Annotated in this window: 17 protein-coding genes; 5 read left to right on the top strand and 12 right to left on the bottom strand. The window is 70.4% G+C overall.

The genetic code is table 11. The features are described from left to right. Positions 1-96: 96 nt before the first annotated feature. The 3 genes from CFK39_RS03620 to CFK39_RS03610 all read right to left on the bottom strand — a co-directional run bounded on the left by CFK39_RS03620 (position 97) and on the right by CFK39_RS03610 (position 3,308). Positions 97-897 carry a VOC family protein gene (locus CFK39_RS03620; RefSeq protein WP_089064312.1) on the bottom strand — a complete coding sequence of 267 codons (801 nt, stop codon included), beginning with the start codon at positions 895-897 and terminating at the stop codon, positions 97-99. Between the two features lie 129 nt (positions 898-1,026). Next, positions 1,027-1,773 carry a helix-turn-helix transcriptional regulator gene (locus CFK39_RS03615; RefSeq protein WP_089064311.1) on the bottom strand — a complete coding sequence of 249 codons (747 nt, stop codon included), beginning with the start codon at positions 1,771-1,773 and terminating at the stop codon, positions 1,027-1,029. A gap of 83 nt (positions 1,774-1,856) precedes the next feature. Beyond that, entirely contained in the window at positions 1,857-3,308 is a 1,452-nt protein-coding gene (locus tag CFK39_RS03610) for an MDR family MFS transporter (RefSeq protein ID WP_089064310.1), read from the bottom strand. A gap of 168 nt (positions 3,309-3,476) precedes the next feature. Here CFK39_RS03610 and CFK39_RS03605 point away from each other — a divergent pair, with 168 nt between their 5' ends. Both CFK39_RS03605 and CFK39_RS03600 read left to right on the top strand, forming a co-directional pair. Next, a complete protein-coding gene (locus CFK39_RS03605; protein ID WP_089064309.1) occupies positions 3,477-4,535 on the top strand; it encodes a tellurite resistance/C4-dicarboxylate transporter family protein in 1,059 nt (352 codons plus the stop codon). Between the two features lie 156 nt (positions 4,536-4,691). Continuing rightward, a complete protein-coding gene (locus CFK39_RS03600; protein WP_089064308.1) occupies positions 4,692-5,462 on the top strand; it encodes a DUF899 family protein in 771 nt (256 codons plus the stop codon). A gap of 72 nt (positions 5,463-5,534) precedes the next feature. On the opposite strand, the gene CFK39_RS03595 is transcribed toward CFK39_RS03600, so the two are convergent. Further along, positions 5,535-5,852, bottom strand: coding sequence for a DUF2249 domain-containing protein (locus CFK39_RS03595; protein ID WP_089064307.1), 318 nt, complete (start codon positions 5,850-5,852; stop codon positions 5,535-5,537). 74 nt (positions 5,853-5,926) lie between these two features. Here CFK39_RS03595 and CFK39_RS03590 point away from each other — a divergent pair, with 74 nt between their 5' ends. Then, positions 5,927-6,619, top strand: coding sequence for a helix-turn-helix transcriptional regulator (locus tag CFK39_RS03590; RefSeq protein ID WP_089064306.1), 693 nt, complete (start codon positions 5,927-5,929; stop codon positions 6,617-6,619). Further along, positions 6,616-9,279 carry a cupredoxin domain-containing protein gene (locus CFK39_RS16520; protein ID WP_089064305.1) on the top strand — a complete coding sequence of 888 codons (2,664 nt, stop codon included), beginning with the start codon at positions 6,616-6,618 and terminating at the stop codon, positions 9,277-9,279. Before CFK39_RS03590 ends, CFK39_RS16520 begins: the two co-directional genes overlap by 4 nt. A gap of 28 nt (positions 9,280-9,307) precedes the next feature. On the opposite strand, the gene CFK39_RS03580 is transcribed toward CFK39_RS16520, so the two are convergent. The 5 genes from CFK39_RS03580 to CFK39_RS03560 all read right to left on the bottom strand — a co-directional run bounded on the left by CFK39_RS03580 (position 9,308) and on the right by CFK39_RS03560 (position 14,207). Continuing rightward, positions 9,308-9,628, bottom strand: a complete 321-nt coding sequence (locus CFK39_RS03580) for a putative quinol monooxygenase (protein ID WP_089064304.1) — start codon at positions 9,626-9,628, stop codon at positions 9,308-9,310. 24 nt (positions 9,629-9,652) lie between these two features. Beyond that, a complete protein-coding gene (locus CFK39_RS03575; protein ID WP_089064303.1) occupies positions 9,653-10,465 on the bottom strand; it encodes a SurA N-terminal domain-containing protein in 813 nt (270 codons plus the stop codon). 197 nt (positions 10,466-10,662) lie between these two features. Continuing rightward, a complete protein-coding gene (locus CFK39_RS03570; protein WP_089064302.1) occupies positions 10,663-11,511 on the bottom strand; it encodes a sugar phosphate isomerase/epimerase family protein in 849 nt (282 codons plus the stop codon). A gap of 85 nt (positions 11,512-11,596) precedes the next feature. Continuing rightward, positions 11,597-12,769, bottom strand: coding sequence for a Gfo/Idh/MocA family protein (locus tag CFK39_RS03565; protein ID WP_089064301.1), 1,173 nt, complete (start codon positions 12,767-12,769; stop codon positions 11,597-11,599). 481 nt (positions 12,770-13,250) lie between these two features. Next, positions 13,251-14,207, bottom strand: a complete 957-nt coding sequence (locus tag CFK39_RS03560) for a transglycosylase family protein (protein ID WP_089064300.1) — start codon at positions 14,205-14,207, stop codon at positions 13,251-13,253. Between the two features lie 474 nt (positions 14,208-14,681). Here CFK39_RS03560 and CFK39_RS03555 point away from each other — a divergent pair, with 474 nt between their 5' ends. Beyond that, on the top strand, positions 14,682-15,347 hold the full coding sequence (locus CFK39_RS03555) for a lysoplasmalogenase family protein (protein WP_089064299.1): 666 nt from the start codon (positions 14,682-14,684) through the stop codon (positions 15,345-15,347). Between the two features lie 63 nt (positions 15,348-15,410). Here CFK39_RS03555 and CFK39_RS03550 read toward each other — a convergent pair whose 3' ends face one another. From CFK39_RS03550 to CFK39_RS03540, 3 genes are all read right to left on the bottom strand, one after another. Next, a complete protein-coding gene (locus CFK39_RS03550; RefSeq protein ID WP_089064298.1) occupies positions 15,411-16,805 on the bottom strand; it encodes a TerC family protein in 1,395 nt (464 codons plus the stop codon). A gap of 204 nt (positions 16,806-17,009) precedes the next feature. Then, positions 17,010-17,336 carry a plasmid stabilization protein gene (locus CFK39_RS03545; RefSeq protein WP_089064297.1) on the bottom strand — a complete coding sequence of 109 codons (327 nt, stop codon included), beginning with the start codon at positions 17,334-17,336 and terminating at the stop codon, positions 17,010-17,012. A gap of 161 nt (positions 17,337-17,497) precedes the next feature. Beyond that, a complete protein-coding gene (locus CFK39_RS03540) occupies positions 17,498-18,604 on the bottom strand; it encodes a baeRF2 domain-containing protein (protein WP_089064296.1) in 1,107 nt (368 codons plus the stop codon). Between the last annotated feature and the right edge of the window lie 75 nt (positions 18,605-18,679).

Raw genomic sequence — 18,679 nt, 5'->3', positions numbered from 1 at the left:
CACACACTCACAGAATGCGACACGTGTCTGACAGTTGTGGCATCGGGCTCCGAGGGGACTTCTCGTCCGCGTGGGATGCCGCCCCTGCAGCGCCCCTCACCCCTCCGGGACGGCCTCGCTCATCGCGCTGATCTGGAAGGTGGCGCCCTCGGGATCTGCGATCGTGGTGATCCGGCCGAAGGGGGAGTCGATCGGGCCGTCCAGCACTCGCCCGCCGTGCTCCTCGATGCGCTCGATCGCGGCTGCGGTGGAGTCGACAGCGAGGTAGTGGCGCCAACCGGTGGCCTCGGCCGGCATCGCGCCGCTGGCATCGCACAGCCCCCAGCTCGCGGTCTCCGCGGGGCCGTTGGTGACGTAGCGGAAGGAGTCGTCGTCCATCGGCTCTCCCATCGGCACGAACTGGGCATCGAACACGGCGCCGTAGAACGCGGAGGCGGTATCGAAGTCATGGGTCATCAGCTCGAACCACACCGGGGAGCCGGGCTTCCCGGTGAACTCGTAGCCCTCGAACTCCTTGGCCTGCCACATCCCGACGGAGGCACCGGTGGGATCCTGCAGCATCACGTTCCGGCCATCGGTGCCGACGTCCATGATCGAGGACAGCGCCGTAGCCCCCTTCTCGAGGGCTGCGGCGAGGCGCGCCTCCACGTCGTCGACGGCGAGATAGGTGTCCCAGCCGGTGAGCAGGGGCTTCCCGTCGGGCGTCGTCATCCCGGCCACAGACATCGCCCCGCCCACGTAGGCGCCGTCGCTGTTGGTGATCATCGCGTAGTGGGCGAACTCCTCGCCGAGATCGTCGAAGGTCCAGCCGAAGACTCCTGAGTAGAAGGCCTTGGCGGCGTCGAGGTCCTGGACGGACAGGTCGGTCCAGGTGCTGGTTCCGGTGGTTCTGTTCATGAGTCCTCCTGGGGTGGGCGGCCCACGGGCCGGATGGTGCTCTCATCCTCCTCGCCCGGGCGGGGCGGGGAGTGTCCGATCCTGCGCACTTCGACGGCCCCGGTCCTCGCACCGTTCGCAGGGAACCGCTCAGCTGCGGCAGAGGCTCGGCAGCGCAGTGAGCAGCGGGACGCCCCCGCGAGCCGCCTCGGTGCTGAAGTGCAGCGTCACCTCGCCGGCTGCGATCAGCGGCACGGGGTGCAGGGCGACCAGCGGTGCGTCGGGGGCCAGCTGGTCCCATGGGTCGGCGTGCGCGGGGACCGCGAAGCCCAGCAGATACGGGGCGCCCTCGCACAGCGGCAGATCCGTGTGCGGGACACCTGAGACCAGTGCGCCCGAGTGCGGCAGCCCGATCGGCGCGGGGTGCGGATACCAGCCCACCCACACCGAGGCGTCCTCGCGCCGGTCCAGTTCGCGAGGCAGGTCGAGGTGGACGCGCACGCCCCAGGGGTGTGGGCGCAGCAGTGCGAACGGTGTGGGGGGCCGGTCGCTGATCCGATCAGCGAGCCGGCGCAGCTGTCCGGGCGCCACTCCGACGGTGCTGCGGAAGCGGCGGCTGAAACTCGAGAGGGACTCGAAACCCACAGCGGTGGCCACATCGATCACCGGGTCCGAGCCCTCCAGCAGCATCCGCTTGGCGGCATCGATGCGCAGGGCGCTCAGGTAGGCGCCGGGGCCGAGCCCCACGTGGGCGCGGAACATGCGAGAGAAGTGGAAGGGGCTGTACCCGACGAGTTCGGCGAGATCTGCCACCTGCAGGGTGGCCAGCTGGTCCCGGGCGATCGCGAGCACGGAGGCCAGGCGGTCCTCCGTCAGCGCCTCCGTGAGCGTGGTCACGACGGTCAGTCTATGGACTCGGCGCGACACCGCACCAGAGCCGCGAGTGAACGTGCGGGGCCGACGACCTCGATGACCGGGTTCTACTCCTCGGGCAGCGGCACGGACTCCGGCTGCTGCGGTCGCGAACCGCGCAGGAAGCAGGAGCCGATCAGGCCCGCCACGGCGATCCCGCCGGCGACGATGAACGCCACGTTCACGCCGTGGATCGCACCCGCCATGCCGAACTCCTCAGGGTCCCTCGCTGCGGCGGTCATCACCGTCACCAACACCCCGGTGCCCACGGACGCGGCGACCTGGCGCATCGTGTTGTTCACCGCCGCGCCGTGCGGGATCATCCGCTGCGGGAGCTGGTTCAGCGCCGCCGTGGTCACCGGCATCATCACCATCGCGGTGCCCAGCATCCGCACCGCGTTGACGATCGCGATGTACGCGAAGGTCGTATCCACGCTCAGCCGGGCCAGCATGAAGCTGGTGGCCGCCAGGAGGGCGAAACCGATGATCGCGAGCGCCGAGGCCCCGAAGCGGTCGAAGATCCGGCCGGTCACCGGGGACATGACCCCCATGATCACTGCGCCCGGCAGCAGCACCAGTCCGGACTCCATCGCGGTGAAATCACTCATGTTCTGCATGTACAGCGGGATCATCAGCATCCCCCCGACCATCGCCATGAACACCAGCATGCCCAGCACCGTGCCGAGTGCGAACATACGGTTGGCCAGCACCCGCAGCTCCAGCAGCGGCTCCTTGAGGTGCAGCTGGCGGCGCACGAACCAGATCAGAGCCAGCACGCCCACGATCAGCGGGACGATCACTTGCAGACTGCCCCACCCCACGTTGCCCGCATTGCTGAAGCCGAACAGCAGCCCGCCGAAGGCGAAGGTGGACAGGATCAGCGAGAGCGTGTCCAGGCGCGGGTTCGTCTGCTCGGTGACGTTCTTCAGCGTGAGATGGGCGAAGACCAGAGCGCCCACGGCGATCGGCAGCATCATGACGAACAGCCAGCGCCATGACCAGTTGTCCACGATGAACCCGGACAGGGTCGGCCCGATCGCAGGCGCGAAGGAGATCACCAGGCCGAAGGTGCCCATGGCGGTGCCGCGCTTATGGATGGGGAAGATCGCGAACAGGATCGTCTGCATCAGCGGCATGATCATGCCGCCGGCGGCGGCCTGCACCACCCGGCCGAGCAGCAGCACCGCATAGACCGGTGCGATCGCACAGATGATCGTCCCCACCGTGAAGATGCCCATCGCTGCGAAGAACATCGCCCGGGTGGTGAACTTCTGGATCAGGAACGCCGTTGCTGGGATCATGATGCCGTTGACCAGCATGAACAGCGTGGTCACCCACTGGGCGGTGTTCGCGGTGATGCCGAAATCCACCATGAACGCCGGCAGGGCCGTGTTCAGCAGGGTCTGATTGAGGATGATGACGAACGCGCCTGCGAGCAGGACCGCCATCACCAGGATGGGGTTCACCGCCGGCTGTGCGCGGCCGCTCGCCCCGGGGGTCTCGTCGTCGGTGTGGCCCATGGTGGGGTCCTCTCCGTCTCGGTCCTCGCCGGGCCGCTTCCCCGCTGGTCGGGCGGCCGATGCCGCCGCGCTCGAGATTAGGCGGCAAATTGCACTGGGTGCAAGGTCTGAGTGGTGGGATGCATGTCTCGATGTCCCGGGTCACCGTATTCGTCGCACAATAGGGCTGTGCCCTCCTCGACCACGACCTCTTCGACGCTCGCCGCACGCGCCGATACAGCGCTCGCGGGGCTTGCTCCGGGCTATTTCGCGCTGGTGATGGCCACCGGGATCGTGTCGGTCGGGCTGCGCACCGCAGGAGCCGAGGGCGTGGCGCGGGCACTGCTGGTCCTCGGGGTGCTCGCCGCTGCGGTGCTGGCCGTCCTGTACATCGCGCGGTGGCTCCGTCACCGGGAGCGGATGCGCAGCGATGCGAGGAACCCCGAGAGCGCCTTCGGGTACTTCACGGTCGTCGCCGCCTGCAGCGTGCTGGCCGTCGGCCTGCAGGCGGAGGGCCTCGGCATGGCGTCCGTGGTGCTGCTCGGGATCGGCGCCGCGATCTGGATCGTGCTGGGGTATGTGCTGCCCTGGCAGGTGCTGATGACCCGTGACGGCGAGCCGATCCTGGCCCGCACCAACGGCAGCTGGTTCGTCTGGTCGGTCGCCTCGCAGTCCCTGGCCGTGGGCCTGTCCGGCCTGGAGCCGGCCTCACCCGCCTTCGCCTCCGTGCTGGGGCTGCTGACGGTGCTGTCCTGGTCCGTGGGGACGATCCTCTATGTGGGGATCGCGGTGCTGGTGATCCTGCGGATCGTGCACTTCGGGATCACGCCGCAGCAGTTCGAACCCACCTACTGGGTGGCGATGGGAGCGCTGGCGATCGCCGTCGTCGCCGGGGCCGGCATCTACGCCATGGAACCGGTGCCGATGGTCGACGCGGCGCGCGGGCTGATCGGTGGGACGGTGGTGCTCTTCTGGTGTTTCGCCCTGTGGCAGTACCCCCTGCTGTTCGGGGCGGGCCTGTGGCGCCACCTGATCCACCGGGTCCCGCTGCGCTACGTCCCCTCGCTGTGGTCGATGGTGTTCCCGCTGGGCATGTTCGCCGTCGCCTCGCTGCGGCTGGGCCATGTCGAGCATCTGCCGCTGGTGGAGGGGATCGGGGTGGCCGGGCTGGTGGTCGCCGTGTGCGCGTGGGCCGCGGTCTTCGCCGGTCTGCTGGTCACGCTGGTACGCGGACTGCGCGGCACCTGAGATCGGTGACCGGGGTCGCCGCCCCGGCCCGAGGCGGTGAAGCGGCACCCCGTCCTGCCCGCATGCAACGGCCCTGGACGGTGGAGGGCGGGCGTGCTTGGGTGGTGGAGCACGCCCCGGCGCCCGCCGCGGCGGCACCCGGAGGAGCGATCACCGATGAGCACAGCGCCGACGAACCCGGCCGGATACCCGCCCGTGGTCGACCTGGGGATCTGGCAGACCGCCCGCGACCAGCTGCTGGTGCGGGAGAAGGCGCACACCCGCGAAGGCGATGCGATCGCCGCCGCGAGACGCCGGCTGCCGATGGTGGAGGTCGACGGGAGCACGCCGGTGACCGGCCCCGTCGGTCCTGTGCCGTTCCTGTCCCTGTTCGAGGGGCGCGACCAGCTCGTGGTCTACCAGCACATGTGGCACGACGGCGCCCCGCACCAGGGGCAGTGCGAGGGCTGCACCACCACCGCCTGGCACTTGCATGATGCGACCTACCTGCACGCCCACGGGGTCTCGCTGGCGATCCTCACCACCGGTCCCTGGGAGGAGGTCCACCCCTTCACCGCATTCATGGGCTACCGCCGCGTGCCCTGGTACTCGGTGCGGGAGGCCCCCGCCCCGATCGGCGGCGACATGGGATCCCTCGTGAGCTTCCTGCGCGACGGGGACCGGGTCTTCCTCACCTACCGCACCACCGGGCGCGGCAACGAGCGGGTGAACTTCTCGATGGGCCTGCTGAACATGACGCCCTACGGGCGTGGTGAGGACTGGGAGGAGGTCCCGGCCGACTGGCCCGCCGGGCGCCACGCCTGCTGGAGCTGGCGCACCGATGCCGAGGGCGTTCCCACCGGGGGAGGGACCAGCAGGCCCCTGCCTCAGTGGGAACGGCCGGGTGCGACCCCGGTCACGACGCTGGGTCGGCACGAGCAGCACTGAGCCGCCTCGCCGACCCAGCTCCGTCGCGCCGGCCCGTCGGCGCCGCCTCTCCGGTCCCGCCGTGCGCAGTGCTCAGGCGGTGCGGCGGATCAGGATGCGCCAGCGCTCGGGGCCCTGGTCGAGGTACTCGCTCGCGTAGGCGTCCCCATGCTTGGCCTGCAGCTGCATCAGCAGCGGCACCGGGTCGTGGGTGGCCGAGATGACCATGCCGCCCCCGGGAACCAGCGACTCGATCGCCCCGAAGATCGAGGCGTGACGGATCGCGTGGGGGATCGTCTGCACGTCGAGCTCGGGCAGCGATTCGTCATGCTCGCCGCAGGCGCACCCCTGCTGGGACGGCTTCTGGTCGACGGCATCCTCGCGTGAGCTCTGGATCTGGATGTCTGCCATGTCGGCTCCTGTCTGTCGTCCTCCCGGGACGATCGTGGCGGATCGGGTCTGCCGAATATATTACCTTTGATCCCGTGGAAAACTTTCGCACAGGTCCCGCCGCGCAGAACGGCCTGCCGCCGCGTCGGAGCGCCGCAGGCCGCCGCCATTCCGGGGCGCGCGAACAGGTGCTGCGCACGGTCGAGGCGCAGCGCTCCCCGGTCTCGGTCGCCGCGATCGGCCGGGCTACCGGGCTGCACGAGAACACCGTGCGGGGCCACCTGGATCAGCTGCTGGCCGACGGGCACGTCACCCGCGCCCGCGCCAGCGCTGACGGGCGCGGTCGCCCCGCCTGGCTCTGGCGTCCCACCCGGTACGGTCCCGCCTCGCCCTATGCCGCGCTCGCCGGCGTGCTGGCCGGGACCATCGCCCGCACCAGCACCGACCCCGCCGCCACCGCCCATGAGGCCGGCCGCGGCTGGGGTGCGCAGCTGGCCGCAGACCTCCCCGAGACCTCCCCGCCCGCCACGGCCCGCGATGTGGTCACCGACGCCATGGCCGCGCAGGGCTTCGACCCCGTGGACGACGGCGAGCAGATCGTGCTGCACCGCTGCCCGCTGCTGGAGGCCGCGAGCCGTCACACCGAGGTGGTCTGCTCCGTGCACCGCGGCCTGCTCGCCGGCCTCCTCGAGGACGCCCCGGGCCTCGAGGAGGCGCGGCCCGAGGTCGAGCTGCTCCCCTTCGCTGCCCCCGGGCAGTGCCATCTGCGCCTGCGGGACGCAGGATGAGCGGCTCCGCCCCGCCGCGCCGTCGGCCGCCGTCCTGGCGCCTGGGCTGGATGCTCCCGGCCGGGATCGCCCTGCTGGCCGGTCTCGATGCCGCGCTGCTGCTGATCGGCCTGCCCGCTCCGGTGAGCACCGACCGACTGCCGGTGGTGCACGGGATGCTGCTGGTGCTCGGCTTCGTCGGCACCCTGATCGCGCTGGAGCGCGCGACCGCCCTGGCCCGCTGGTACGGCTTCCTGGCCCCGGCACTGCTGGGCCTCGGCGCGATCGCGCTGATCGCTGACCCGGTGCCGCTGAGCGTGGGCAAGATCCTGCTGGTCGCCGGGACCGCCGCGTTCACCCTCCTCTATCTGCCGCTGTGGCGGCGCCAGTACGACGAGGCCGTGCTCACCGAGCTGCTCGCGGCGGGACTGGCCTGCGGTGGCGCGATCCGCTGGGCCGGGGGAGCGGACTTCGCTGAGGTGCTGCCCTGGCTGATCGGCTTCGTGGTGCTCACCATCGCCGCCGAACGCGTCGAGCTCGCCCGGATCACGCTCGGCGCCGGTGCCGGCGTCCGGGTGCTGGTGCACGCGGCCGGGGTGGTAGCGGCGCTGCTGGTCGGGGTGGTGTTCCCGGAGGCGGGCGCGATCCTGCTCGGTGCCGCGCTGGGCGCCCTGCTGCTCTGGCTGATCCCCCATGACATCGCACGCCGTACCCTGCGCACCCGCGGCGCGACCCGGTTCATGGCCGCAGCGATCCTGTGCGGCTACGGATGGCTCGCCATCGCCAGCGCCGTGCTGCTGCTGGGCGGCACCCCGCAGGGCGGCGCCTACGACGCCGTCGCCCACGCCGTGTTCCTCGGCTTCACGATCTCGATGATCATGGCGCACGCGACCACGATCCTGCCTGCCGTGCTGCGGATCGACCTGCCCTACCGCAGCGCGTTCTGGGTGCCGCTGGGGCTGCTGCAGCTCAGCCTCGCAGTGCGGCTCGGGCTCGGGGACGCCCTCGGCTGGGGTCCGGCCTGGCAGCTCGGCGGCGTCCTCGGAGTGCTCGCGCTGCTCGCATTCCTCGCCACGGCGCTGGGCAGCGCGCTGCTCGGCCCCACGCGCGCACCGACCCGCCCGACACCGCGCACCGCGCCACTGGCGCATGCCGCCCGCACTCCGCAGGCGGCGCCGAGCCCGTTGCCCGCAGCTCCCGTGGCAGAGGCCGCTCCCGGTGCCCTCTCTGCGCCCGCGCCGCCTGCAGTTCCCACGGCCGTGGGAGCATCCCGCTTCGGAGGACGACGTGCCGGCGCCGCCGTCGGCGCCCTGCTGCTGGCCACCCTCGCGATCCTCACGATCGGCACCGTCGACCCCCTCATCTGGGGCGGCGCACCCCAGGCTCCGGAGATCGCCACTGGACCCGCCGCGACCGAAGAGCCGGCGCCGGTGCAGACGGTCGCGGTGACCGCCGCGGATCTCCGCTTCACCCCCGACCGCATCGAGGTGCCGGCCGGCACGCACCTGATCATCGAGCTGACGAACACCGATGCGGCGATGACCCACGACCTGGTCGTCGAGAACGGCACCCGCACCGCACGCCTCGCCCCCGGCCAGAGCGAGACCCTCGACGTCGGCGTGGTCACCGGTGACCTCGACGCCTGGTGCGGGATCGCCGGGCACCGCCAGCAGGGGATGGTGCTGAGCATCGTCACCACCGGCGGCGACCCGGATGAACCCCCGGCCGTCGCCGGCGCGGAGGGCGACCCCGCCGAGCATGCCCACGGCGCAGGGGGGCAGGGTCCCGTCGAGAAGCCCGCGATCGACCTCGCCGCCGATCCCGGAGCGGGCTTCACCCCGTACGACGCGGAGCTGCCGCCGCTGCCGCCGAGCAACGGTCCTGTGACCCGGAAGGTCACGCTCGAGGTCGCCGAGCAGGAGGCGGAGGTCGCCCCCGGCATCACCCAGCAGCTGTGGATCTTCGGCGGTACTGCCCCCGGGCCGGTGCTGCACGGCCGGGTCGGGGACGTGTTCGAGGTGACCCTGGTCAACGACGGCACCATCGGCCACTCGATCGACTTCCACGCCGGCGAGCTCGCCCCCGACGGGCCCATGCGCACGATCGCGCCGGGCGAATCGCTGACGTACACCTTCACCGCCGAACGGGCGGGGATCTGGATGTACCACTGCGGGACCGCTCCGGTCTCCGCCCACGTGGCGGCCGGGATGTACGGCGCGGTGATCATCGAACCGGAGGACCTCCCCGCCGTGGACCGCAGCTACGTGCTGATCCAGGGCGAGTATTACCTCGGTGCCCAGGGTCAGGAGCTCGACGGTGATGCGCTCGCCGCGGGAGAACCGGACCTGGTGGTGCTCAACGGCTATGCGGCGCAGTACGTCCACGCCCCGCTGCAGGCCGTCGCGGGGGAGCGGGTGAGGTTCTGGGTGCTCGACGCCGGGCCCGAGCGGCCCCTGAGCTTCCACGTGATCGGCACCCAGTTCGACACCGTGTGGAGCGAGGGCCGCTATCTCGTGGAGACGGCCTCCGGTGACGGCTCCCAGGCGCTCGGCCTGCTGCCGGCGCAGGGCGGATTCGTCGAGCTGATCCCGCCCGAGCCGGGCCACTACCCGTTCATGTCCCATGTGCTCCGCGACGCGGAGCGTGGAGCGCACGGGATCCTCGAGGTCCGCGCCTCCTAGACCCGGCACCGCACCTCCGGCGTCGAGGTCACTCGACGGTGATCTCCCCCATCGGGCCCCAGCCCTCGCTGTCGATCTGGTGGGAGATGATCTGCGGGGTCGCCGAGAGGTACTGCGGGAACTCCTCCTGCATCTTCTTGAAGTGCGGCGAGTTCACGTGCGGTCCGGCACCCTCATCGGTGAAAGCTTCGATGAGCACATAGGTGTTCGGCTCCTCCACGCTGCGCGACCACTCGAACCACAGGTTGCCGGGCTCGGCCAGGGTCGTCTCGGTGAACTCGCGCGAGAGCTCGGGCCACTGGTCGGCGAACTCGGGCTTCACCGGGAACTTCACGTTGATGAGGATCATGCCCCGGACCCTACGTGATCCGGCTCAGAGGTTGATGGTCACGTCACCGGCCTCGCGGAGCTCGGCGGCGATCGTGGTCGCGGCCTCGTTCTGCTGCTGGCTGGTCGCCTGCTGGGCCAGCTGGTCCTTGACGTCCTCGAAGGGGGGCACCTCGGTCTGCTGACCGCCGGACTGGGACTGCTGCTCGACCAGCTGGTCGTACTGCGTCTTCAGCTCCTCGTCGCTGGGTGGCTGGATATCGGCCTCCTGCTCGATGAAGGCGGTCAGCGTGAACTGCGAGGCGGCCTCCTTGCGGACCTCCTCCTCGCTCATGCCCTGCTCCTCGAGCGCCGAGACCACTTCGTCGCCCGAGCCCAGACCGTTCTGCTTCGCGATCTCCTCGAGGGTCGCGTCGATGTCCTTCTCGCTCGGCTCGATCCCGGCCTCGTTCGCGCCCTGGAGCAGCAGGCGGTTGTCCACCAGCTGGTTCGCGACCTGCTGCTTCAGCTCCGTCTGGTCCACCTCCTGGCCGGTGCTCTGCTGCTGCATCGCGGCCTGCTGGAACTGCCCCTCGTACACGGAGACGAACTCGTCCTTGGTGATCTTCTCGCCGTTGACCTCGGCGACGACGTCCGGGACGTCGGAGACATCGGCTTCGGGCAGCTGCGGCTGCTCCCCGTTCTGACCGCCGGCCAGGGGCGAGCCCCCGCCGTCGCTGGCAGCGGGTGCCTGGCCGCCCTGGTCGCTGCCGCCCGTGGGGGCGGCCTGGTCACCGCTGCAACCCGTCAGCGCGAGCGCCGTCGTGAGCGTGAGGGCGGCGAGCGTGCGCCGGAGCGCCCGGTGGCTCGGAATCTTCACAGTGCCTCCTGAGATCGGTGGAGCGGGCGACGGTACGCCCTGGATCCGAGATCGCGGTGCACGGCCGTTCACAGTTCGTTCAGGAATCCGCCTTCCGTGGGCAGTGTCACGAAACGGTAACGGAGATGGTGCCTGTGGGAGCTGTTCGGCGCCACCGGGCGAGCCGCCCAGGCCCCGCTGAGCGCCGGCCGACGTGGTCAGTATCCGATGGACCTCAGGTACTCCCGGGAGTCACGGATGCAGTCGATCGGGTCGCGGCCGTAGGTGTCGTCCTGCTCGATGAGGAAGTATTCGGCGCCGGCCTTCTCCGCCGCCGGCAGCAGCGCGGGCCAGTTCATGTTGCCCTGGCCCACCTCGGCGAACTGGGTGAGGGACAGGAACTCCGCCTGGAACTCCGCCCACGCGATCTCCTTCGCCTCGGCCTTCCGGTAGGTCTCCAGGGACACCGGGGCGATGCGGAAGTCCTTGACGTGGATGAGCTTGCAGACCCCGGAGTAGGCCTCCAGCATGTCCAGCGGCGCCATCCCGCCGCGCTGGACCCAGTGCAGATCCACCTCGAACAGCAGCGAGGGGGCGACCCGGCGCACGATGTCGAAGATGCGCTCGCCGTCGAACTGGATCAGGTCCACGTGGTGGTTGTGATAGCACAGCGTGATGCCCTGCTCGGCGAGGCGAGCGGCGTACGGCTCCACCGAGGCGGCCCACTCCTCGCAGGCCTCCTTCGAGGTCATCGCCAGGTGCGGCATCATGCCGATCCGCAGGAAGCGCGAGCCGGTCCTCCTGCAGGCCTCGACGGCGCGGTCGAACTCGGTCTCGAGCGCGAACCCGTTGCCCCCGGGGGCGATCGAGACGCTCATCGCGGCGGTCTCGACGCCGAAGTCGGCCTTGCCGCGCACCAGGTCGTCGATCAGCTCGTCGGTCATCTCCACCTGGGAGACCTCGACGGCGTCGATGTCGAGCTCGCGCACCTGGCGCAGCACCTCGTACATCCCTTTCTCGTTGATCTGCTCCTTGAGCATCATGAGCTGGAGTCCGAGGACGGGCATGGTTGTCTCCTTCGAGGGGTGGTGAGGGTCGACTGCGGGTGAGGGGGCAGGCGGGGCCCGGGGTCGGCCCAGGCGGGGAGGTGGTTCAGGAGCGGGTGGGGAACGTCCCCTCCTCCTCGATCCGCCGGTTGAGCTCGGCAAGGTACTCCTCAGCCGGGTAGTCGACCAGATCGATCTCCCGACCGGTCCAGGCCGACAGCTGCATGCCGGAGGCGAGGCGCACGCCGTTGATGCCCTCGGCGCCATCGGCGATCAGCGGGGTGCCGTCGTTGATGTTCGCCGCGAAGTTGGTCAGGACATCGATGTGCTGCTGGCCCCACACCGACTCGTACTCCTTCTCCTCCACGGTGAAGACGGAGGAGGGGTCCATCTCGCCGCGGAACAGCTGGGCGACCTCCTGCATGGTCATCTTCTCGCTGAGGGAGCGCTCATCCTCCGCCAGGCGGTAGATGGTCACCTTCTTCGAGCTGTCCACGATGACCTTGCCCTTATCGAAGAGCATCTCGAGGCGGTCCGTGCCGAAGATGTCGTTCGTGCAGGTGATGAAGCTGCCGGTGACGCCGTCCCCGAAGTCGACGACCGCGTTGACCTCGTCCTCGGTGGCGATGTCGCGCTGGAAGCCGAAGGCCAGCTTCGCGAAGACCTTCTTCGGGGTGCCGCACAGCCACTGCCACAGGTCCAGCTGGTGGGGAGCCTGGTTGACCAGGACTCCACCGCCCTCGCCGCCCCAGGTCGCGCGCCAGGCCGACTGGTCGTAGTAGCCCTGCGGCCGCCACCAGGTGGTGATGATCCACGAGGTGTGGCGCAGTGCGCCCAGCTCACCGGAGTCGATGAGCTCCTTCAGATCCGTGTACACCGGATTGGTGCGCTGGTTGAACATGATCGCGAAGGTGGTCTCCGGGTGCGCCGCCGCGAAGGTGTTCATCTCCTCGACCTGTGCGGTGTAGACGCCCGCGGGCTTCTCGGTGAGGGCGTGGATGCCCTTGCCGATCGCGGTGATCGTCATCTCCGCATGGTCGAAGTGCGGCACGGTGGTGACCACGGCATCGACGTCGCCGGAGTCCAGCATCGAGATGTAGTCGTCGTAGAAGGGGACATCCGGGTACTTCTCCGCGGCGATCGCCCTCTTGGCGGGGTCGGTGTCGGCGATGGCGCCGACGGTCATGCCCTCGATCCTGCCCTCGGTGACGACGCCGGCGTACATGCCGCCCTGGGCGCCGAGCCCGATGATCCCGAGGCGGACGTTCTTCGTCGACATGGTGTCTCCGTTCAGTGGTGGATGCGCGCGGCCCGGAGGGAGGGCGCGGTCGATGAGGGGTGTGCGGGAGCGCGGACCGGCTCGGGGTGGCCGGCGGGGGCACACGCGCCCCGCTCGGCGGAGCGGGCCGGCCCGGGCCGGGCGACGCGGCAGTGGTGGCCCACGTTGTGCTCCTCGATGCTCTTCCTTGAGTGGCGCCGGCGCTGAACCGCCGTAGGCAGCTCGGCCCTGCCGTCCCTGCTCACGAAGAGCAGGTGGGGCGCGTGACCCGAGTCTGCCCAGCGGTGCCGAGAAGAGGTAGGGGTTGCCGGAGGTTGCAGCGCTGCTGCCGCTCCGTCGCGCCCGCGCTCGATCGTCGACGGATCACCGGGCGCACGACGGACGGCCGGGCCACCCGTGGGGTGACCCGGCCGTCCGGGAGATGCGGCGAGGCCGCGCGGCGTCGTCGGCCCGAGGGGAGCGGGCCGCTCTGCCGGATCGATCAGTAGAGGTTCAGGAAGGTCTGCAGGACCTCCGTGGTGTCCTCGTCGATCTCGTCGGAGCCGTTCTGGGTGGCACCGATCTCGTGCTGCAGCCCGGCGACGGTGTTCTCGCCGATCACGCCGTCCTGCTCGGTGCCGGCCCAGGCCTGGAGCGCGAGGGTGGTCTCCTCGTTCATCTCACCGGTCTGCTCCACGCCCAGCCAGTCCTGCAGCGCGGTAGTGGTCTTCGGACCGATCTTCCCGTCCACCTCGAGGGTGCCGGCGACCTGGAGGTCACCGGTGGCCTGCGAGCCGGACGACTGCGCGGGCTGCTCGGCAGCGGGCTCGGCGGCCTGCTCCGGAGCGGGCTCCGGGGCGGGCTGAGACTTCTGCTTGTTCTGCTCGGTCTTCTTGGTGAAGCCGTTCTCATCGCAGTTGTCGGCGATGCCGTCACCGTTGCAGCTCCAGTCGCCCTGGGGCTCGGTGCTCTCCCGCTCGGTGGAGCGGGTCGCCCGCTGCTCCGAGTCGCGGCTCGAGGTCGAGGTGTCCTGCTCCTGGCTCTGCGAGGGGGCGGGGGAGCTGCCGGTGTCGGCGCCGCCGCTCAGCGCGGAGCCGCAGTTCGGCCATGCCCCGGCACCCTGCTCGGCCAAGACGCGCTCGGCCACGGCGATCTGCTGGCTCTTCGAGGCCTGGTCGGCGCTGGAGGCGTACTGGGTTCCGCCGAAGCCCTCCCAGGTCTGCTGCGTGAACTGCAGGCCGCCGTAGAAGCCGTTGCCGGTGTTGATCGACCAGTCCCCGCCGGACTCGCAGGCGGCGACCTCGTCCCATCCGGTCGCGGCGTTCGCGGCACCGCCGGTGGCGAGCATGCCGGTGGCGACGACGGCGCCGCCGGCGAGGGCCACGGCCGTGCGGGTCAGGCCGCGACGCATGGCGGTGGAGCGGTGGGGGAGATTGGCGTGCGTGTGGTGAAGGGGCATGGTGCCGTCCTTTCGCATGTCTCGCGTATCTCGCGGTGACGAACGGCGGCCAACGTAGGGGATCGAGGGCCCCCCGGGGCAAGGGGGGAGGCGCCTGCCTGACGGAGAATTGACCTGATCGTGGAGCGGGATTGACGGGCAACCCTCCTCAGTGCATGCCTCTGGCCTGCAGCGATGAGTGCCCGCAGGCCCGTCGTGATGGTTTTGTAATAATTTGCTCGCGCCTGTCTGCCACGTCACGTCCGACCGGCCCGGCAGTGGCTCGCCTCTCCCCGGCGCAGAGCCGGGTGGGCACGGGAGGATCCTGCGGCGCCGGCGAGATCAGCGGCGCTCCGGCTGCGCCGCCGAGCGGATCGAGCCCGCACCGCCGAGGGGTACGTATCCTCCTGGTATGGACGGAGGAATTGTCGAGGTCCCGGCGGGCGGGAGCTGCTCACCCCGTCGGCACGGCGCTGCGGCGGGCCGGAGCGGCAGATGCCCGCCGCACTGAGCGTCCTGGCCGTGATCGGCTCGATCCACCTGCTCGCCCAGCTCCTTGGGAGCGCTCTGGTCGCGGACATCACGCAGGTGCTCCTGATGCCGCTGCTGGCCGCCGCCCTGTGGAGGGGCACCAGACCCCCGCGCGACACCCTCGTGCGACTCACCCTCCTCGCCCTCGGCTTCTCCTGGCTCGGGGACACGATCCCGCGCTTCCTCGACGGGGATCCCGGGTTCCTCGGCATGCTGGGCAGCTTCCTGGGCGCCCAGCTGGTCTACCCGATCGCCTTCTGGCCGCGATGGCGCCGCTCGCTGCTGGTCCGGCCCCTGGCGGTGCTGCCCTACCTGCTCGTCGCCGCCGCCGTTGTCGTGCTCTCGGCACCGGGCGCGGGGGTGCTGCTGCCGGCTGTCATGGTCTACGCGGGCGTGCTGTGCGTGATGGCGCTGCTGGCGACAGGCCTGGGGAGGCTCGGCGGACTCGGCGGAGCGATGTTCATCGTCTCCGACTCCCTGATCGCCCTGGACGCCTTCGGGACGCTCACGCTGCCCGCGCACAGCGTGTGGGTGATGGCGACCTACCTCGCCGCTCAGGTGATGCTGGTCCTCGCGGTGCGCGGAAGGATCCCGCCCGCGGCGGGCGGGGCGCAGGGCGGGACCTCCTGAGCTCCCACCGCCGACGGCATGCCCGCGCTTCCGCGGGTGGCAACGACGGCGGTGGCGAGCAGGTCAGCGGCGGGTCGCGGCGTGGTCTGCGCGGGCCTGCTCGCGGGCACGCCGCGCCACCTCCTTCTCCGCTCGGAGCTGCTCCTCCAGGACGACGGTGATGATGTTCCCGTGGGAGTCGGTCGTCACGGTGCCATCAGCGCGGATGACCCGGAGGCCCTCGGGCTGGTCGTCCGAGCGCTCGCCCCGCGCAGCGGACGCGGTGCGGCTGTCATGGATCCGGTGGGCATCCTCGAGGAGCTCGCGCACGTTCTTCTCCGCCACGACCACCTCCTGGTACTTCGCCGGCAGGCCGTCGACGATCCGCTCGTGCGCGAGCATGCGGTCGTACATCTCCTTGCGCCGCTCCTCGAATCCCGCGTAGGTCATCTCGACGTACCTCTGCGCCTCGCGGTGGGCGCTGCTGACGGCCGCCTGCGCGCGCCCCTTGGGGGAGAGCAGGGAGACCAGCACCGTGAGCAGCAGCACGCCGACGATCACGGACAGCGACAGCCCGGTGGTGATCTCGGGGACGGCGAGCACCGGCTCGCCGCCGTTGAGGAAGGGCAGCTCATTGGTGTGCAGGGCATGGAACACCAGCTTCACGCCGATGAAGGCGAGCACGATCGACAGACCGTAGGAGAGGTAGACCAGGCGATCCAGCAGACCGTCGATGAGGAAGAACATCTGCCGCAGGCCCAGCAGCGAGAACGCGGTCGCAGTGAACACGATGTAGGTGTTCTGGGTGAGGCCGAAGATCGCCGGGATCGAGTCCAGCGCGAACAGCAGATCGGTGCCGCCGATGGCGATCATGACCAGCAGCATCGGGGTGAAGACCCGTCGGCCGTTCTCGACGGTGAACAGGCGTTCCCCATCGAAGTTCTCCGAGGCGGGCAGGATCGCTCTGACCAGGCGGATGAAGATGCCGTCCCGCTGCTCCTCGCTCTCGCCGCCGTCTCCTGCGACCTCCTCCCGGAGCATCTTGATCGCGGTGACCAGCAGGATCGCACCGAAGATGTAGAAGGCCCAGGACAGATGCTCGATCGCTGTGGCGCCGAGCGCGATCATGCTGCCGCGGGCGAGGATCGCGAAGGCGATGCCGAACAGCAGCACCGTCTGCTGGTACTCGCGCGGCACTGCGAAGGTGCCCAGGATCACCAGGAAGACGAAGAGGTTGTCCACCGACAGGGCGAGCTCGGTGATCCAGCCGGCGAAGAATTCGGTGCCCATGGTGGGGCCGCCGATCACGAACACCGAGATGCCGAACAGCAGGGCGATGCCCTGGTAGATCCCGGTCCACAGCGCGGCCTCCCCGAGGGTGGGGATGTGGGCCTTGCGGACATGGAAGAAGTAGTCGAAGGCCAGCAGGCCGAGGATCAGGACGAACGTCAGGGTCCAGATCAGGGGAGAGACGGTCATGGAGTTAACTTTCCGAGTCGCAGATGCGCACTCGGGTCTCTCCACCCGTCACGATGCGTGACAGGCCGCAGCGCCCGGAGGATCGCAGAGGGTCCTCGTGATGACGGGCGTTGCGCAGCGGATACTCCCCCGTTGCCGTCGCCGAGAGTACAGGCGGCTCCTGGGCGGGCGCTCAGGAAGCCCGGCGGGGGAGCCGTCGCCGGTTCACCGGTCCTCGACGGCCTCGCGCAGCTCCTCCTTGGTCATCGAGGACCGTCCCTCGACGTCCTGGCGCTTGGCATCCTCGTAGAGCTGCTCCTTGGTGCGTCCCTGCGCCCCGGAGTGGGAGCGGCGGCCGCCGCGCTGCGAGGGGGACTCGTCCTGGACCGAGGTGCGGCTCGCCTCCTCCGCCTCGCCCTCCTGCGCGCGGGTCTTGTTCACGGTGCGGGCGGCGATCTCCTCCGCCTCGCCCTCCGAGGCTCCCTTGTCCAGCTGTCCGTCCTTGACGTGCTGGTACTGGCGCTCTCGCTTCCGGCTCCATGCCTCAGGCATGCTCTCCTCCTGGTCTCGTCGGCTCCACGGGGCCCTCGGGCCCATCTCCATCCTCCTGCGCCCGGTCGGTGCGGTCCAGCACACCCACCGGATGGTCGAGGGGCCGGTGCCTCACCGGCGCCGGCCCGTCGACCATCCGTCGAACAGCACCCGTGAAGGCATCACTCGCGGCGCGAGTCCCCGGACATGGAACCGATGCTGTTGGAGGGGGTGGAGCCGTCACGCCAGCGCAGCAGCGCCCCGATGCCCTCGGGGATCCCGAGCGTGTCCTCCTCGAGCGCCGATATGGCTGCGTCGGTGGACAGCGCCGTGCGCAGCAGCTCCTCGATGCCGGCGGGCTCGTTCCCGCTGACGAAGACCAGCTCCTCGACCTGTCCCCGGGCGAGGGCCTGGGCGACCTCGGTCGCTCCGCCGACGGAGGCGCCGTCACGGGCCTGGCTCTCCCGGAAACGCTCGGCGAGCTCGTGCTGGCGGGCCGCGATGAAGGTGTCGGTGGCGTCGTTCAGCTCCTCCCGGAACGGGCCCCGATCCAGCGCGACGCCGCGACTGCCGCCCTGGACCTCGATCAGGCGATCCCTGGTCTCCCGTCCCAGGGCCTCACGCAGCAGGCCGATCGCTCGCACATCGCCGCTGAGCATCACCATGTCGACCTGGCGCTCGCGCAGGATCTTCTCGACGGATCCGGCGACGGCATCGGCGTTGCGCTCCCACGAGTCCTCGACGCGCGCCTCGAAGTTGTCGGCGCGCCAGCCGTGCTGCGGACCGCCGCCGACGCTCGCCTTGTGCAGGACGTCGTGACCGCCCTCGACCGCCGAGTCCTCGCCCAGACCGTTCGGGCCATGGCTGATCGAGGGATTCTCCGCGGAGCGCAGGTGCAGGTCAGCGCCTGCCCGATCCACCACGATCAGCAGCTGGCTCACGGCGAAGGGGATCAGCTGCAGGAGCGGCAGGAGCTCAGGGAACTCCCCGCGATGCGCGGACTCCCGCAGCGGCGGCACCGGCAGCACCCGGTCCACGAGGATCTCCGTGTCGGTCGCGAAGATCGACCGTCCGTGCCGGCCGCCGAGGGAGGAGGGGCTGAGGACCGATTCCTCGATCTCGGCGAGCAGCTCCGGCGGTGCGCCGTCGGCACGGAGCCGGGAGCGCATCTGCGCCCACCTCGCCTCGAGCTCGGCAGCCGCGGAGGGGTCGGTGCGGGTGGTGTCGAGATGGACCGAGAGGATCGGGCCGGACTGATCGAGGACGGGGGTGAGCCAGGGCAGTTTCACAGGGGACCTCCAGCATGCTCGTCGTGCGGGGACCGGCGCCCAGTTCGGCGTCATCGCCCCGCCTGGGTCCGCTCA

Origin of the sequence: Brachybacterium avium (genome assembly GCF_002216795.1) — a bacterium.
Lineage (GTDB): Bacteria > Actinomycetota > Actinomycetes > Actinomycetales > Dermabacteraceae > Brachybacterium > Brachybacterium avium.
Note: the sequence above shows the minus strand (reverse complement) of the source record. Positions and strands in the feature narration are given on the sequence as shown.